Raw genomic sequence first — 16,921 nt, 5'->3', positions numbered from 1 at the left:
TTGAAAACTAGATAAGTAAGTAAATAGATTTTACCAAGCAAAACCGAGTGAATAGAGTTTTAAATAAGCTTGAATTCATAAAAAATAATCGCTAGTGTTCGAAAGAACACTCACAGATTAATAACTATATTAGATTAAGTTATTAAGGGCGCACGGTGGATGCCTTGGCACTAGAAGCCGATGAAGGACGTTACTAACGACGATATGCTTTGGGTAGCTGTAAGTAAGCGTTGATCCAGAGATTTCCGAATGGGGGAACCCAGCACAAGTTATGTTGTGTTATCGACAAGTGAATTCATAGCTTGTCAGAAGGCAGACCCGGAGAACTGAAACATCTTAGTACCCGGAGGAAGAGAAAGAAAATTCGATTCCCTGAGTAGCGGCGAGCGAAACGGGAAGAGCCCAAACCAATAAGCTTGCTTATTGGGGTTGTAGGACACTCTATACGGAGTTACAAAGGAATATATTAAACGAATCATCTGGAAAGTTGAATCAAAGAAGGTAATAATCCTGTAGTTGAAAATATATTCTCTCTTGAGTGGATCCTGAGTACGACGGAGCACGTGAAATTCCGTCGGAATCTGGGAGGACCATCTCCTAAGGCTAAATACTCTCTAGTGACCGATAGTGAACCAGTACCGTGAGGGAAAGGTGAAAAGTACCCCGGAAGGGGAGTGAAAGAGAACTTGAAACCGTGTGCTTACAAGTAGTCAGAGCCCGTTAATGGGTGATGGCGTGCCTTTTGTAGAATGAACCGGCGAGTTACGATCTGATGCAAGGTTAAGCAGAAAATGTGGAGCCGTAGCGAAAGCGAGTCTGAATAGGGCGTATAGTATTTGGTCGTAGACCCGAAACCAGGTGATCTACCCATGGTCAGGTTGAAGTTCAGGTAACACTGAATGGAGGACCGAACCGACTTACGTTGAAAAGTGAGCGGATGAACTGTGGGTAGCGGAGAAATTCCAATCGAACTTGGAGATAGCTGGTTCTCTCCGAAATAGCTTTAGGGCTAGCCTCAAGTGATGATTATTGGAGGTAGAGCACTGTTTGGACGAGGGGCCCCTCTCGGGTTACCGAATTCAGACAAACTCCGAATGCCAATTAATTTAACTTGGGAGTCAGAACATGGGTGATAAGGTCCGTGTTCGAAAGGGAAACAGCCCAGACCACCAGCTAAGGTCCCAAAATATATGTTAAGTGGAAAAGGATGTGGCGTTGCCCAGACAACTAGGATGTTGGCTTAGAAGCAGCCATCATTTAAAGAGTGCGTAATAGCTCACTAGTCGAGTGACACTGCGCCGAAAATGTACCGGGGCTAAACATATTACCGAAGCTGTGGATTGTCCTTTGGACAATGGTAGGAGAGCGTTCTAAGGGCGTTGAAGCATGATCGCAAGGACATGTGGAGCGCTTAGAAGTGAGAATGCCGGTGTGAGTAGCGAAAGACGGGTGAGAATCCCGTCCACCGATTGACTAAGGTTTCCAGAGGAAGGCTCGTCCGCTCTGGGTTAGTCGGGTCCTAAGCTGAGGCCGACAGGCGTAGGCGATGGATAACAGGTTGATATTCCTGTACCACCTATAATCGTTTTAATCGATGGGGGGACGCAGTAGGATAGGCGAAGCGTACGATTGGATTGTACGTCTAAGCAGTGAGATTGAGTGTTAGGCAAATCCGGCACTCTTAAGATTGAGCTGTGATGGGGAGAGGAAATTGTTTCCTCGAGTCGTTGATTTCACACTGCCGAGAAAAGCCTCTAGATAGAGATTAGGTGCCCGTACCGCAAACCGACACAGGTAGTCAAGATGAGAATTCTAAGGTGAGCGAGCGAACTCTCGTTAAGGAACTCGGCAAAATGACCCCGTAACTTCGGGAGAAGGGGTGCTCTTTAGGGTGCAAGCCCAGAAGAGCCGCAGTGAATAGGCCCAAGCGACTGTTTATCAAAAACACAGGTCTCTGCTAAACCGTAAGGTGATGTATAGGGGCTGACGCCTGCCCGGTGCTGGAAGGTTAAGAGGAGTGGTTAGCTTCTGCGAAGCTACGAATCGAAGCCCCAGTAAACGGCGGCCGTAACTATAACGGTCCTAAGGTAGCGAAATTCCTTGTCGGGTAAGTTCCGACCCGCACGAAAGGCGTAACGATTTGGGCACTGTCTCAACGAGAGACTCGGTGAAATCATAGTACCTGTGAAGATGCAGGTTACCCGCGACAGGACGGAAAGACCCCGTGGAGCTTTACTGTAGCCTGATATTGAAATTCGGCACAGCTTGTACAGGATAGGTAGGAGCCTTTGAAACGTGAGCGCTAGCTTACGTGGAGGCGTTGGTGGGATACTACCCTAGCTGTGTTGGCTTTCTAACCCGCACCACTTATCGTGGTGGGAGACAGTGTCAGGCGGGCAGTTTGACTGGGGCGGTCGCCTCCTAAAAGGTAACGGAGGCGCTCAAAGGTTCCCTCAGAATGGTTGGAAATCATTCATAGAGTGTAAAGGCATAAGGGAGCTTGACTGCGAGACCTACAAGTCGAGCAGGGTCGAAAGACGGACTTAGTGATCCGGTGGTTCCGCATGGAAGGGCCATCGCTCAACGGATAAAAGCTACCCCGGGGATAACAGGCTTATCTCCCCCAAGAGTTCACATCGACGGGGAGGTTTGGCACCTCGATGTCGGCTCATCGCATCCTGGGGCTGTAGTCGGTCCCAAGGGTTGGGCTGTTCGCCCATTAAAGCGGTACGCGAGCTGGGTTCAGAACGTCGTGAGACAGTTCGGTCCCTATCCGTCGTGGGCGTAGGAAATTTGAGAGGAGCTGTCCTTAGTACGAGAGGACCGGGATGGACATACCTCTGGTGTACCAGTTGTCGTGCCAACGGCATAGCTGGGTAGCTATGTATGGACGGGATAAGTGCTGAAAGCATCTAAGCATGAAGCCCCCCTCAAGATGAGATTTCCCAACTTCGGTTATAAGATCCCTCAGAGATGATGAGGTTAATAGGTTCGAGGTGGAAGCGTGGTGACACGTGGAGCTGACGAATACTAATCGATCGAAGACTTAATCAATTTTTTCAAGTTTTGCGACGCAAATCTTTACTTACTATCTAGTTTTGAATGTATAATCATTCATTTGTCTGGTGACAATGGCAAGGAGGTCACACCTGTTCCCATGCCGAACACAGAAGTTAAGCTCCTTAGCGCCGATGGTAGTTGGACTGACGTTCCGCTAGAGTAGGACGTTGCCAGGCAAATCATTGTATGGATGCGATGAGCTGATATTGAGACCGTGAGGTCTCTTTTTTTATGTCGAAATTTAGAAAAAGTGCTTGGAGCTAATGAATTGAGAAGAGATCAAACAACAGAAATTGTAGCGTTTCTTTTATTTTTTTAAATTATCTATTAAAATAGGAGATATTTAAAGATATATGAGGAGAAGACTTAATTGAAATTACCTATCACTCAAAAACTTGATGATTTAATTCATCATCATGCTATCTCATTACATGTTCCAGGACATAAAAATATGACTATCGGTTATTTAGATGCATTATCTTTGAAAATGGATATGACTGAAATCACGGGTCTAGATGATTTACATCATCCAGAAAATACTATTTTAGAAAGTATGAATCGTGTGAATAAGCATCCTAATTATGATGCTTATTATTTAGTTAATGGTACAACTTCAGGCATTTTATCAGTTATACAAGCATTTACTCATATAAAAGGTCGTTATCTAATTAGCCGTAATGTACATAAATCAGTTTTTAATGCTTTAGATTTAACTCAACAGTCTGCAGATATTTTGCCTATGTACAGAAGTGATAAAAGTTACCAGTATTTAGCGCCTTTGATAGATACTAAAATGTTACGACATCAAAAACTCGCTGTCGTTACTTATCCAAATTATTATGGAGAATGCTTTGATATCAAACAGTGTGTTAAACAATTTCACGATTACAATATACCTGTTTTAGTTGATGAGGCTCATGGTGCCCATTTTAATTTGAAACACTTTCCTAAATCAGCTTTAGAATCAGAAGCTGACTATGTTGTTCAATCGTATCACAAAACTTTGCCTACACTTACTATGGGATCAGTATTATTTATTCATAAAAATGCACCTTTGAAAGATGAAGTTATTAAATATTTAGGTATTTTTCAAACTTCTAGCCCATCTTATTTAGTAATGTCGAGCATTGAACTAGCGCATCAATTTTATAATTCTTATGACAGTAGTCTCTTTTTCGAAAAAAGAAAACAACTTATTGAAACGTTAAGACAACAGCATTTTGAAGTTATTGAAGTTGAGGATCCATTAAAGCTTATTGTTCGAGCAAATGGGCATACGGGTTTAGAAGTACAACGTTATTTTGAAAAGAATCATATTTATATTGAATTAGCTGATGATTATCAAATACTCATTGTCTTACCATTATGGCATTTTAATGATAGATATCCTTTCAAAACATTACTGCATAGAATAAAAACTATAAAATTACCTAAAAAAGCAAAAGAAAAGCTAGAGCCGGTTTTATTGCCGCTAGAAAAAAGTGTTTATGTATCAAAGTATATTAATCATGCATATTGGATAAATATTAATAAAGCACAAGATAAAGTATTAGCTCAACATATTGTTCCTTATCCTCCTGGAATTCCTGTGTTTTGGAAAGGAGAAAAAGTGACTAAAAATATGATAAAATTGATGCAATATTATCTTTCACATAGTGTACGTGTTGAAGGTATTAAAAATGATAAAATATTAGTTAAGGATGAATAATATGGCTGCATTTATAACATTTGAAGGGCCTGAAGGTTCTGGGAAAACTACAGTGTTAAATCAGATTAATAAGTTGTTATCTGAAAATTATAATGTTATTTCTACTCGAGAACCAGGTGGGGTATCTACGGGGGAAGAAATACGTAATATCTTACTAGATGGTGAAAATATTGATATACGTACAGAAGCATTGTTATTTGCAGCATCTAGAAGAGAACATTTGGTTGAAAAAGTGATACCCGCTTTAAAAAATAATAAAGTAGTTTTATGTGATCGATATATTGACAGTTCTTTAGCATATCAAGGGCATGCACGGGGTATAGGTATAGAAGAAGTTAAAAAAATAAATGAATTTGCAATTAATGGACTTTATCCAGATTTAACAATTTATCTTGATATTGATGCTGAAGTGGGGAGAGAACGAATACTAAAAAATCAAAGAAGTCAGAATCGATTAGATAAAGAAACACTAACTTTTCATCAAAAAGTAATTGAGGGATATAAAACATTAATTAAAACTAATCCTGAGCGTTTTAAAGTAATTGATGCTACACAAAACATCGAAAGTGTCGTAAGTGATACGTATGAGATCATTTTAAGTTACTTAAAAAACTTATGATATAATAATATGGAGAGGTGTATTAAAATGAAAATGATTATAGCGATCGTTCAAGATCAAGATAGTCAAGAACTTTCAGACCAACTCGTAAAAAACAATTTTAGAGCTACTAAACTAGCAACAACTGGTGGCTTCTTAAGAGCAGGAAATACAACATTCTTATGTGGTGTAGATGATGAACGTGTTGATGAAGCGTTAACCGTCATTGATAATACGTGTGGTAATAGAGATCAACTTGTTTCACCAATGACGCCAATGGGTGGTAGTGCAGACTCTTACATACCTTATCCTGTTGAAGTTGAAGTTGGAGGCGCTACAGTATTTGTAATGCCAGTAGAAAAATTCCACAGATTCTAAGCTTAATTTAACAATTAAATAAAGTTTTAAAAGATAATTTTCAAAGAGCCTGAAACATATTTTTTATGTTATCGGCTCTTTATCATATACATCATAATTAATTGCTAAATGATAAATGCGACTGAAAAATTTAATGATATAATTTTAAAATGAACTATGAATAGGGAGTATGCAAATATGGAGGAATTACAAAAATTAGCTAATGCGTTTCATTCGAATAAATTATCACATGCCTATTTATTTGAAGGTGATGATGCACAATCAATGAAACATGTAGCAATGGAATTTGCACAACTTATTCTTTGTAATAGAAATGAACAATGTGAGTTGAAATTGCGTAATTTTAATCATCCTGATTTTACATATATATCCTCTGAAGAATCTACTATAAAAAAAGAACAAATTGAACAACTTGTACGCCAAATGAACCAATTACCTATTGAAGGTACATATAAAGTTTATATCATAGAAGACTTTGAAAAGTTAACAGTTCAAGGTGAAAATAGTATCTTAAAATTTTTAGAGGAACCTCCAGAAAATACTATTGCAATTTTAATTTCTACTAAACCAGAACAAATATTAAATACGATTCACTCTAGATGTCAACATATGTATTTTAAACCGAGTGACAAATCGCATTTTATCGATAAACTTGTTGATAATGGTATGAATCGGGCTATTGCTGAAATGTTAAGTTCATATACGACACAAATTGAGGTAGCCAAAGACCTTAATGAAGAGTATGATTTAATTGAATTAAGAAAAGTAATCGTTCATTGGTGCGAATTATTATTAACAAATAAACCAATGGCCTTGATTGGTGTTATTGATGTGTTAAAAAATGCTAAAAATCGAAAACTACAACTTCTTACTTTGTCTGTTATCAATGCTTTTTTTGAAGATATGATGCATGCTAAAGTCGGAATTGAGAACAATTTCATTTTTACTGATCTTAAACCACTAATTAAGGAATACACAACACGATTAACACTTAATCAAATGATATTAATGTATGATCAAATTACAGAAGCACATAAAAAATTGATACAGAATGTGAATCCGATGCTCGTATTTGAACAAATCGTAATTAAAGGTGTGAGTTAAATGCCAAATGTAGTAGGTGTGCAATTTCAAAAAGCAGGTAAATTGGAATATTATGCGCCGAATGATTTAAAATTAGACAGTGAAGACTGGGTTGTAGTCGAATCTAAACGAGGCATTGAAATAGGTATAGTAAAGTTAGCTTCAAAATGTGTAAATGATGAAGATGTGACATTACCGTTAAAAGATATTCTACGTATTGCAACTGAAGAAGATATACAACAATACAATCAAAATGAAGAAGATGCAGAGCAAGCACTAATTTTATGTAAACAGTTAGTGAAAGATCAAGACTTAGATATGCGCTTAGTGAATTGTGAGTATACTTTAGATAAATCGAAAGTCATTTTTAATTTTACTGCTGATGATCGTATCGATTTTAGAAAGTTAGTGAAAGTATTAGCTCAAAATTTAAGAACACGTATTGAACTTAGACAAATTGGCGTTCGTGATGAAGCAAAACTCCTAGGTGGAATTGGGCCATGTGGACGTTCATTATGTTGTTCAACATTTTTAGGAGATTTTCAACCGGTATCTATCAAAATGGCAAAAGATCAAAATTTATCATTAAATCCAACTAAAATTTCTGGTGCATGTGGACGTTTAATGTGTTGTCTTAAATATGAAAATGATTATTATGAGGAAGCTCGTGCACAATTACCAGATGTAGGCGATGAAATTCATACACCGGAAGGTACTGGACAAGTTGTAGGTTTAAATATATTAGATATTTCGATGCAAGTGAAGATTGATGGTTTAGAGCAACCTTTAGAATATAAAATGGAGGAATTAGCTACATTTAATTAAGGAGAGTGTCTTTCTTTTGAATCGCAATGATTTATTCGAAAAAATTGTAAAATTAGAAAGTAACGTTAATGTATTAACTCAAGAGATGACTGAACTTAAATCTTTAGCTATTCAATTGATAGAAGAAAATGTAACGTTACAAGTAGAAAACGATAATTTAAAAGCGCTAATGGCTAAAAGTGAACAAGATGTTGAATCAACAAAAGTCAATAGTGAAAGTCAACATAATAAAAAATCAAATGAAAATGACTTTAAAAGTGCAATTAAAAATGTAAAAAAACCTTTACCAAGTAAAGACAATTTAGCTGTTTTGTATAGTGAAGGTTTTCATATTTGTAATGGCGAATTATTTGGTAAACATCGTTATGGTGAAGATTGTTTATTATGCATGAATGTTTTAAATAGTTAAATCCATAACAAAGAATGATAAATGGATGGTATAATTTTAATTTTTAGGAGAGATGAATTTCAACACAATAAAATTTCAGATTTTGTGTTGTGATACATCTCTTTTTTAGGAGATAACATATATGTTGAAGGAACAAGAAAGATTAGATGATTTAATTAAGGAGAACTTAAAAATCATTCAAAATGATGAGGTGTTTTCTTTTTCTACTGATGCACTTTTATTAGCACATTTTACTAAAGTACGAAAAAATGATAGCATTCTAGACTTGTGTGCCGGAAATGGTGTTATTGCTTTATTATTATCTGCAAAAAGTCATCAAAAAATAGAAAGTATTGAAATTCAAGAACAGTTGGCAGACATGGCTCAACGAAGCTTTAAATATAATCGATTAGAAGAGCGTTTATCTATGCATAATATGGATTTAAAAGATGTGTATCAAACGTTTAAACCCTCTCAGTTTACATTAATAACCTGTAACCCGCCTTACTTTAAACGTAATCAACTTCATCAACACCAAAAAGAAGCACATAAAATAGCACGACATGAAATTATGTGTAGTTTAGAAGATTGCATGTTTGCAGCACGGCATTTATTAAAACAGGGTGGACGTCTAGTTATGGTTCATCGTGCTGAACGACTTATGGATGTATTAACTGAAATGAGACAAGCTAATATCGAACCTAAACGTATTGTATTTATTTATAGTAAGCATGGTAAATCAGCAGTCACTATTGTTGTTGAAGGAAGAAAAAATGGTAATCAAGGTCTAGAGATTGCACCACCATTTTATATTTACAATGAAAATGGCGAATATAGTGAGCAAATGAAAGAGGTTTATTATGGGTAGTCACTTTGTATATATCGTACGTTGCAGTGATAACAGTTTATATACAGGGTATACGAATAATATTGAGGCACGTATAAATAAACACAATGCTGGGAAAGGTGCTAAATATACAAAAATAAGACGTCCGGTAGTGTTAGTATATCAAGAAATGTACGAGACAAAATCAGAAGCTTTACGTAGAGAATATGAAATTAAGACATTTACAAGACAAAGAAAACTAAAATTGATTGAGGAGGGATAATATGGCAACTTTATACTTAGTAGGGACACCGATAGGTAATTTAAGTGACATTACATTTCGAGCAATCGAAACGTTAAAACAGGTAGATATCATTGCGTGTGAAGATACGAGAGTAACTAAAAAGTTATGTAACCACTATGATATTACTACTCCATTAAAATCATATCATGAACATAATAAAGAGCAACAGACAGATTATTTAATTCAATTACTTAAAGAAGAAAATAATATTGCGCTTGTATCAGATGCAGGGTTGCCGTTAATTAGCGATCCAGGATATGAACTTGTTGTTGAAGCACATAAACATAACATTGCTGTAGAAACCATTCCAGGACCTAATGCAGGATTAACTGCACTAATGGCAAGTGGTTTACCTTCATTTACATATACTTTTTTAGGCTTCTTGCCACGAAAAGAAAAAGAAAAAGTGAATATTTTATCTCAACGAATGTATCAAGATAGTACTTTAATCATTTATGAGTCTCCATTTAGAGTGATTGATACACTAAAAGCGATTATTAAAGTAGATTCAAGAAGACGTGTAGCAGTAGGTCGTGAACTTACTAAAAAATTTGAACAAGTGGTTATGTTTGAAGTATCACAATTATTAGAAGCAATTGAAAATCAAGAGATTCCACAAAAGGGAGAATTTGTGATTTTAATTGAGGGGGCCAAAGCTCAAGAAACAAAACAATGGTTTGAAGATGTAACGATTATAGATCATGTTAATCATTATATTGAGACTCAAAATTTAAAACCTAAGAAAGCGATAAAAGTAGTCGCAGAAGAACGACAGATGAAAACAAGTGAGATTTATGATATTTATCATAATATTAAATCGTAAAATTAATAAAAACTTGTATCATAGTGATAGAAAAATACCATAAAATATTAATTTATGATAATGTTAATAAGATACGACAATGTATATTCTATATGGGTTATAATGAATAAGATAGATGTTTTATGATGATGTGTCGTCACAAACGTTATATTAAATATTCATTAGAAAATAATTAAAAATTTAGATAAAATTTAAAGTGAACTAGTCATTAAGACATGAACGAAAGGGAGGACTACTGATGGCGAAAGAAACATTTTATATTACAACCCCTATTTATTATCCTAGTGGTAATCTGCATATCGGTCACGCATATTCTACAGTTGCTGGTGATGTAATTGCACGATATAAACGTATGCAAGGATATGATGTTCGTTATCTTACAGGTACAGACGAACATGGTCAAAAAATCCAAGAAAAAGCGCAAAAAGCAGGAAAAACAGAATTAGAGTATTTAGATGAAATGATTGCTGGAATCAAACGTTTATGGGCTAAATTGGAAATCTCAAATGATGATTTTATTAGAACTACAGAAGAACGTCATAAACAAGTGGTAGAAAAAGTATTTGAACGTTTATTAAAACAAGGTGATATTTATCTTGGTGAATATGAGGGATGGTATTCTGTCCCTGATGAAACGTATTATACTGAATCTCAACTTGTAGACCCTGTTTACGAAAATGGTAAAATCGCAGGTGGTAAAAGTCCAGATTCTGGACATGAAGTTGAATTAGTTAAAGAAGAAAGTTATTTCTTTAATATTAATAAATATACAGATCGTTTATTAGAATTTTACGATGCTAATCCTGATTTTATTCAACCTCCATCTAGAAAAAATGAAATGATTAATAACTTTATTAAACCAGGATTAGAAGACTTAGCAGTTTCACGTACGTCATTTGATTGGGGGGTAAGAGTTCCATCTAACCCTAAACATGTAGTTTATGTATGGATTGATGCTTTAGTAAACTATATTTCTTCTCTTGGATATTTATCAGATGATGATTCATTATTCCAAAAATATTGGCCAGCAGATGTACATTTAATGGCAAAAGAAATTGTTCGTTTCCATTCTATTATTTGGCCTATCTTACTTATGGCTCTTGATTTACCTTTACCGAAAAAAGTATTCGCGCACGGATGGATTTTAATGAAAGATGGAAAAATGAGTAAATCTAAAGGTAATGTAGTAGATCCTAATGTTCTTATTGATCGTTATGGCTTAGATGCTACACGCTATTACTTAATGCGTGAATTACCATTCGGATCTGACGGCGTATTTACTCCGGAGGCATTTGTTGAACGTACTAATTTCGACTTAGCAAATGATTTAGGTAACTTAGTTAACCGTACGATTTCTATGATTAATAAATATTTCCAAGGAGAGCTCCCTGCATACCAAGGACCAAAACATGAATTGGATGAAGATATGGAAGCATTAGCACTTGAAACTGTGAAGAATTTCCATGACAATATGGAAAGTTTCCAATTCTCAGTAGCATTATCTACAGTTTGGAAGTTAATAAGTCGAACAAATAAATATATCGATGAAACCACTCCATGGGTTTTAGCTAAAGATGAAAGTCAAAAAGATATGTTAGGAAATGTAATGGCACACTTAGTTGAAAATATTCGTTTTGCGACTGTATTATTGCGCCCATTCTTAACACATGCGCCTAAAGAAATTTTCAAACAATTGAATATTAATAATTCAGATTTATACGAATTATCAAGTTTAGAGCATTATGGTGCATTACAAGAACCAATTATGGTTACTGAAAAACCTTCTCCAATCTTCCCAAGATTAGATTCAGAGGATGAAATTGCATTTATTAAAAAATCAATGCAACCACCTAAATCTAGTGAAGATGATAAAGAAGAAGTACCAAGTAAATCGCAAATTGATATTAAAGATTTTGATAAAGTTGAAATTAAAGCTGCAACTGTTATTGATGCAGAAAATGTACCGAAATCAGATAAATTATTAAAAATACAAGTTGATTTAGGAGCAGAACAACGTCAGATTGTTTCAGGTATTGCGAAATTCTATCGTTCAGAAGATATTATTGGCAAAAAAGTGGCTGTTGTAACTAACCTAAAGCCAGCAAAATTAATGGGGCACAAATCTGAAGGTATGATATTATCAGCTGAAAAAGATAAAGTATTAACGTTAGTAAGCTTACCGAGTGCAATTCCAAATGGTGCAATTATAAAATAAATATAGCCGTTAGGAGAGATAAAATGTTAATAGATACACATGTTCATTTAAATGACGAACAATATGATGAAGATTTAAGTGAAGTGATATCTCGTGCAAGAGAAGCAGGCGTTGACCGTATGTTTGTCGTGGGATTTGATACTAAGACAATTGAACGTACTATGGAACTGATTGATGAATATGACTTTATTTATGGTATTATCGGTTGGCATCCTGTAGATGCAATAGATTTTACTGAAGAACGTTTAGAATGGATTGAATCATTAGCTCAGCATCCTAAAATTATCGGTATTGGAGAAATGGGATTAGATTATCATTGGGATAAATCTCCAGCTGATGTTCAAAAAGAAGTGTTTAGAAAGCAAATTGCTTTAGCTAAACGCGTTAAGTTACCTATTGTCATTCATAATCGTGAAGCAACTCAAGATTGTGTAGATATTTTAATGGAAGAACATGCAGAAGAAGTTGGAGGCATTATGCATAGTTTTAGTGCATCACCTGAAATTGCAGATGTCATTATTAATAAACTTAATTTCTATGTGTCATTAGGCGGACCAGTCACATTCAAAAATGCAAAACAACCTAAAGAGGTCGCTAAACATGTTCCAATGGATCGCTTATTAGTTGAAACAGATGCACCTTATTTATCTCCACATCCTTATAGAGGAAAACGTAATGAACCTGAACGTGTCACGCTTGTTGCACAACAAATTGCAGATTTACGTGATATGACATACGAAGAGGTATGTCGTCAAACTACAGAAAATGCAGAAAGATTATTTAACTTAAATTAATAATCCTCAGTATGAGAAAGATGTAAAACATCATCTATCGTAATGCTATCTAATAGTGAATGACGATAATATGTGCATCTTTCTCATTTTTTATAGTATAACCGTTATAATAGAAATGAGATTAAGTGAAAGGTAATGGTAAATGAATATGAGAATAAATGAATTTATCGTTGTCGAAGGCAGAGATGACACAGAACGAGTTAAAACAGCTGTGGAATGTGATACGATTGAAACAAATGGAAGTGCCATTAATAGAGAAACGTTAGCAGTGATTCAGAATGCTCAAGAAACAAGAGGCGTGATTGTATTAACTGATCCTGACTTTCCAGGTGATAGAATTAGAAATATTATTACTGAACACGTACCAGGAGTTAAACATGCCTATGTCGATCGTGAAAAAGCGAAAAATAAGCGTGGAAAAATTGGGATAGAACATACACATCCTGAAGATATAAAGAAAGCCTTAATGCATGTGAGTTCTCCTTTTGAAGAAGGAGAGGAGTCGATAGATAAAAGTGTATTAATTGATTTAGGTTTAATTATTGGTAAAGATGCGAGACGTAAGAGAGAGATACTTGGACGTAAATTGCATATTGGACATTCTAATGGCAAACAATTACTAAAAAAATTAAATGCTTTTGGTTATACTGAAGAAGACGTACGACGTGCATTATCAATGGATAAGGAGAATAATTAAAGATGGATAGAAAAGATATAGCTACACCTTCTAGAACAAAAGAACTATTAAATCAATTTGACTTTAATTTTAAGAAAAGCTTAGGTCAAAATTTCTTAGTAGATGTTAATATTATTCATAAAATTATTGATGCAAGTCATATTGATAAGTCGACAGGTGTAATTGAAGTGGGCCCTGGTATGGGCTCATTAACAGAACAACTCGCTAAAAGTGCTAAAAAAGTGTTGTCATTTGAAATCGATCAACGTCTAATTCCAGTTTTAAAAGAAACACTTCATCCCTACGACAATGTAACAATTATAAATGAAGATATATTAAAAGCTGATATAGCTGCATCTGTGAACACGTATTTAAATGATTGCGATAAAATTATGGTAGTAGCGAATTTACCTTACTATATTACGACTCCGATTTTACTTAATTTAATGCAACAAGATATTCCCATTGATGGTTATGTAGTGATGATGCAAAAAGAAGTTGGAGAGCGTTTAAATGCAGAAGTAGGTACAAAAGCATATGGTTCTTTATCTATTGTGACTCAATATTACACAGAAACGAGTAAAGTACTCACTGTCCCTAAATCAGTGTTTATGCCGCCACCAAATGTTGACTCGATTGTTGTAAAATTGATGCAAAGAGAGGAACCTCTTGTTTCAGTAGACGATGAACAAGCTTTCTTTAAACTTGCAAAAGCTGCTTTTGCTCAAAGACGTAAAACGATTAATAATAACTATCAGAATTTCTTTAAAGATGGTAAAAAATATAAATCACAAATTCATCAATGGTTAGAAAACGCAAATATTGATCCTAAACGTCGTGGAGAAACCCTTTCTATACAAGATTTTGCACGATTGTATGAAGAAAAGAAAAATTTCCCAGAATTAGAAAATTAAATTGTTGACAAAGTGTCGCTACCTTGATAAAATTTAAATTTTATTTGACATATTACTTCAAAATGTGATATTATGTAACCTGTAGCGAGGTGGAGCAATATGCCAAAATCAATTTTGGACATCAAAAATTCTATTGATTGTCATTTAGGAAATCGTATTGTACTTAAAGCCAACGGTGGTCGAAAAAAAACAATCGAACGTTGTGGAGTGTTAAAAGAGACATATCCTTCAGTATTTATTGTTGAATTAGATCAAGATAAGCATAATTTTGAAAGAGTGTCGTATACATATACGGATGTTCTTACAGAGAATGTACAAGTTTCATTTGAAGAGGATAATCATCAAGAAGTAGTTGCACACTAAATTCGAACATATAAATATAGAGTTGTTTAGTGTACTACAAACTCTATCATTAAAAACATATTGGGTGTTGGGCTGTTTAAGTTCAACACTCTTTTTAATTCTTAATCTCTTTTAATAAAATAATAATTTAAATAAATCAAGATTTGCAGTTGAAATTAAGATCATTTATCTCCTAATTTATTAACTTTTAATTATAATTTATAATGTAACTATCAAATATTTTAAGTCTTTATGTTAAAATCATTTTAATACTATTGATGAAGAGAGGGCGGAAAAATGATATATGAAACGGCACCAGCCAAAATTAATTTGACGCTCGATACACTTTTCAAAAGAAATGATGGTTACCATGAAATTGCTATGATAATGACAACAGTAGATCTGAATGATAGATTGTCTTTTCAGAAAAGAAATGATAATAAAATTGTTGTAGATATAGAACATAACTATGTTACTAATGATCATAAAAATCTCGCCTACCAAGCAGCTAAACTGATGATGGAAACATATCAACTTAAACAAGGCGTCACGATTTCGATTGATAAAGATATTCCGGTTTCTGCTGGATTAGCTGGGGGATCAGCTGATGCTGCTGCTACGATGCGAGGAATTAATCGTTTATATGAATTAGGCGCATCTTTAGAAACACTAAGCCAATTAGGCCTTCAAATTGGGACAGATGTTCCATTTTGCATCTATAATAAAACTGCTATATGTAAAGGGAGAGGCGAAAAAATTAAATTTCTAGACAAACCTCCTTCTGCATGGGTGGTATTAGCAAAACCTAATCTTGGAATATCTTCTCCAGATATTTTTAAAGAACTTAATTTAAAAGAGGATTATGATGTACATACAGAAATGTGTGAAGAAGCGATTAGACAGGGAGATTATATGAAATTGTGTAAGAGTTTATCTAATCGTTTAGAAACCGTTTCTATGTCTATGTATCCAGAAATTAAAAAAATTAAAAATAATATGTTGCGTTGTGGTGCTGATGGAGCACTAATGAGTGGGAGTGGACCTACTGTATATGCATTCGCTCAAAAGGAGAGCCAAGCAAAGAAAGTATATAATGCTGTAAATGGCTGTTGTAACGAAGTGTATTTAGTAAGATTATTAGGATAGAAAGGCTGGAACTTATGAGGTATAAAAGAAGTGAACGTATTGTCTTTATGACACAATATTTAATGAACCATCCAAATCAGTTAATTCCATTAACTTTTTTTGTGAAAAAATTTAAACAAGCGAAGTCATCGATTAGTGAAGACGTTCAAATCATCAAAAATACGTTCCAAAAAGAAAAATTGGGAACTGTAATTACAACAGCTGGCGCAAGCGGCGGTGTAACCTATAAGCCGATGATGAGCAAAGAAGAAGCAATCGAAATTATAGAAGAAATCATTACTATGCTACAAGAAAAAGAGCGCTTATTACCAGGTGGATATTTATTTTTATCGGACTTAGTTGGTAACCCATCATTACTTAATAAAGTAGGGAAACTCATTGCTAGTATTTACATGGATGAGAAACTAGATGCAGTAGTAACTATCGCAACGAAAGGGATATCACTTGCCAATGCAGTAGCAAACGTATTAAATTTACCTGTAGTAGTTATTAGAAAAGACAATAAAGTTACTGAAGGTTCTACGGTCTCCATTAACTATGTTTCAGGCTCATCAAGAAAAATTGAAACGATGGTCTTATCGAAACGCACATTAGCCGAAAACTCAAATGTGTTAGTTGTAGATGACTTTATGAGAGCAGGCGGTTCAATAAATGGTGTAATGAATCTTATGAATGAGTTTAAAGCAGAGGTGAAAGGGGTATCTGTACTAGTAGAATCAAAAGAAGTAAAACAAAGATTGATTGAGGATTATACTTCTTTAGTCAAATTATCAGATGTTGACGAATATAATCAAGAATTTAAAGTTGAACCTGGTAATATCTTGTCTAAATTTTCTTAAAA

At 34.7% G+C, this 16,921-nt stretch carries 16 protein-coding genes and 2 rRNA genes; all 18 read left to right on the top strand.

What is annotated here, in order from left to right:
• Positions 1-132 precede the first annotated feature (132 nt).
• The 18 genes from NSU06_RS10760 to purR all read left to right on the top strand — a co-directional run bounded on the left by NSU06_RS10760 (position 133) and on the right by purR (position 16,919).
• Positions 133-3,054 (top strand): 23S ribosomal RNA (locus tag NSU06_RS10760).
• A 67-nt stretch (positions 3,055-3,121) separates the two neighbouring features.
• Positions 3,122-3,236 (top strand): 5S ribosomal RNA (gene rrf / locus NSU06_RS10755).
• Positions 3,237-3,430: 194 nt separating this feature from the next.
• Positions 3,431-4,768: an aminotransferase class V-fold PLP-dependent enzyme gene (locus NSU06_RS10750; RefSeq protein WP_049415674.1), complete on the top strand. Its 1,338-nt coding sequence runs from the start codon at positions 3,431-3,433 to the stop codon at positions 4,766-4,768.
• Between the two features lies 1 nt (position 4,769).
• The gene (gene tmk / locus NSU06_RS10745) at positions 4,770-5,387 is read left to right on the top strand and encodes a dTMP kinase (protein ID WP_049415672.1); all 618 of its coding nucleotides are present in this window, start codon (positions 4,770-4,772) and stop codon (positions 5,385-5,387) included.
• Positions 5,388-5,414: 27 nt separating this feature from the next.
• On the top strand, positions 5,415-5,744 hold the full coding sequence (locus NSU06_RS10740; protein WP_002455851.1) for a cyclic-di-AMP receptor: 330 nt from the start codon (positions 5,415-5,417) through the stop codon (positions 5,742-5,744).
• A gap of 177 nt (positions 5,745-5,921) precedes the next feature.
• Positions 5,922-6,848: a DNA polymerase III subunit delta' C-terminal domain-containing protein gene (locus NSU06_RS10735; protein WP_049415669.1), complete on the top strand. Its 927-nt coding sequence runs from the start codon at positions 5,922-5,924 to the stop codon at positions 6,846-6,848.
• The gene (locus NSU06_RS10730) at positions 6,849-7,652 is read left to right on the top strand and encodes a PSP1 domain-containing protein (RefSeq protein WP_017176431.1); all 804 of its coding nucleotides are present in this window, start codon (positions 6,849-6,851) and stop codon (positions 7,650-7,652) included.
• A gap of 16 nt (positions 7,653-7,668) precedes the next feature.
• Entirely contained in the window at positions 7,669-8,061 is a 393-nt protein-coding gene (gene yabA / locus NSU06_RS10725) for a DNA replication initiation control protein YabA (RefSeq protein ID WP_017176430.1), read from the top strand.
• A gap of 121 nt (positions 8,062-8,182) precedes the next feature.
• The gene (locus NSU06_RS10720) at positions 8,183-8,908 is read left to right on the top strand and encodes a tRNA1(Val) (adenine(37)-N6)-methyltransferase (protein WP_019835400.1); all 726 of its coding nucleotides are present in this window, start codon (positions 8,183-8,185) and stop codon (positions 8,906-8,908) included.
• On the top strand, positions 8,901-9,149 hold the full coding sequence (locus tag NSU06_RS10715) for a GIY-YIG nuclease family protein (protein ID WP_017176428.1): 249 nt from the start codon (positions 8,901-8,903) through the stop codon (positions 9,147-9,149). Before NSU06_RS10720 ends, NSU06_RS10715 begins: the two co-directional genes overlap by 8 nt.
• Before the next feature lies 1 nt (position 9,150).
• A complete protein-coding gene (gene rsmI / locus NSU06_RS10710) occupies positions 9,151-9,993 on the top strand; it encodes a 16S rRNA (cytidine(1402)-2'-O)-methyltransferase (protein ID WP_019835399.1) in 843 nt (280 codons plus the stop codon).
• A gap of 238 nt (positions 9,994-10,231) precedes the next feature.
• Positions 10,232-12,208, top strand: a complete 1,977-nt coding sequence (gene metG / locus NSU06_RS10705; protein ID WP_049415668.1) for a methionine--tRNA ligase — start codon at positions 10,232-10,234, stop codon at positions 12,206-12,208.
• A gap of 23 nt (positions 12,209-12,231) precedes the next feature.
• A complete protein-coding gene (locus tag NSU06_RS10700; RefSeq protein ID WP_017176425.1) occupies positions 12,232-13,002 on the top strand; it encodes a TatD family hydrolase in 771 nt (256 codons plus the stop codon).
• 148 nt (positions 13,003-13,150) lie between these two features.
• Positions 13,151-13,699 carry a ribonuclease M5 gene (rnmV, locus tag NSU06_RS10695; RefSeq protein WP_025987191.1) on the top strand — a complete coding sequence of 183 codons (549 nt, stop codon included), beginning with the start codon at positions 13,151-13,153 and terminating at the stop codon, positions 13,697-13,699.
• 2 nt (positions 13,700-13,701) lie between these two features.
• Positions 13,702-14,592 (top strand): 16S rRNA (adenine(1518)-N(6)/adenine(1519)-N(6))-dimethyltransferase RsmA, encoded by an 891-nt coding sequence (gene rsmA / locus NSU06_RS10690; protein WP_019835397.1) that lies wholly within the window; start codon positions 13,702-13,704, stop codon positions 14,590-14,592.
• A 99-nt stretch (positions 14,593-14,691) separates the two neighbouring features.
• On the top strand, positions 14,692-14,955 hold the full coding sequence (gene veg, locus NSU06_RS10685) for a biofilm formation stimulator Veg (protein ID WP_002449940.1): 264 nt from the start codon (positions 14,692-14,694) through the stop codon (positions 14,953-14,955).
• Between the two features lie 276 nt (positions 14,956-15,231).
• Positions 15,232-16,080: a 4-(cytidine 5'-diphospho)-2-C-methyl-D-erythritol kinase gene (ispE, locus tag NSU06_RS10680; RefSeq protein WP_017176422.1), complete on the top strand. Its 849-nt coding sequence runs from the start codon at positions 15,232-15,234 to the stop codon at positions 16,078-16,080.
• A 14-nt stretch (positions 16,081-16,094) separates the two neighbouring features.
• Positions 16,095-16,919: a pur operon repressor gene (gene purR, locus NSU06_RS10675; RefSeq protein ID WP_002449943.1), complete on the top strand. Its 825-nt coding sequence runs from the start codon at positions 16,095-16,097 to the stop codon at positions 16,917-16,919.
• Positions 16,920-16,921 lie beyond the last annotated feature (2 nt).

This window comes from Staphylococcus sp. FSL W8-1270 (assembly GCF_038007165.1).
Lineage (GTDB): Bacteria > Bacillota > Bacilli > Staphylococcales > Staphylococcaceae > Staphylococcus > Staphylococcus hominis.
Note: the sequence above shows the minus strand (reverse complement) of the source record. Positions and strands in the feature narration are given on the sequence as shown.

Excerpts from the sequence above, each read along its gene's own strand:
- tmk (WP_049415672.1), top strand. The coding sequence starts at position 4,770 with ATGGCTGCATTTATAACATTTGAAGGGCCTGAAGGTTCTGGGAAAACT.
- NSU06_RS10740 (WP_002455851.1), top strand. The coding sequence starts at position 5,415 with ATGAAAATGATTATAGCGATCGTTCAAGATCAAGATAGTCAAGAACTT.
- NSU06_RS10735 (WP_049415669.1), top strand. The coding sequence starts at position 5,922 with ATGGAGGAATTACAAAAATTAGCTAATGCGTTTCATTCGAATAAATTA.
- NSU06_RS10730 (WP_017176431.1), top strand. The coding sequence starts at position 6,849 with ATGCCAAATGTAGTAGGTGTGCAATTTCAAAAAGCAGGTAAATTGGAA.
- NSU06_RS10720 (WP_019835400.1), top strand. The coding sequence starts at position 8,183 with ATGTTGAAGGAACAAGAAAGATTAGATGATTTAATTAAGGAGAACTTA.
- NSU06_RS10715 (WP_017176428.1), top strand. The coding sequence starts at position 8,901 with ATGGGTAGTCACTTTGTATATATCGTACGTTGCAGTGATAACAGTTTA.
- rsmI (WP_019835399.1), top strand. The coding sequence starts at position 9,151 with ATGGCAACTTTATACTTAGTAGGGACACCGATAGGTAATTTAAGTGAC.
- metG (WP_049415668.1), top strand. The coding sequence starts at position 10,232 with ATGGCGAAAGAAACATTTTATATTACAACCCCTATTTATTATCCTAGT.
- NSU06_RS10700 (WP_017176425.1), top strand. The coding sequence starts at position 12,232 with ATGTTAATAGATACACATGTTCATTTAAATGACGAACAATATGATGAA.
- rnmV (WP_025987191.1), top strand. The coding sequence starts at position 13,151 with ATGAGAATAAATGAATTTATCGTTGTCGAAGGCAGAGATGACACAGAA.
- rsmA (WP_019835397.1), top strand. The coding sequence starts at position 13,702 with ATGGATAGAAAAGATATAGCTACACCTTCTAGAACAAAAGAACTATTA.
- veg (WP_002449940.1), top strand. The coding sequence starts at position 14,692 with ATGCCAAAATCAATTTTGGACATCAAAAATTCTATTGATTGTCATTTA.
- ispE (WP_017176422.1), top strand. The coding sequence starts at position 15,232 with ATGATATATGAAACGGCACCAGCCAAAATTAATTTGACGCTCGATACA.
- purR (WP_002449943.1), top strand. The coding sequence starts at position 16,095 with ATGAGGTATAAAAGAAGTGAACGTATTGTCTTTATGACACAATATTTA.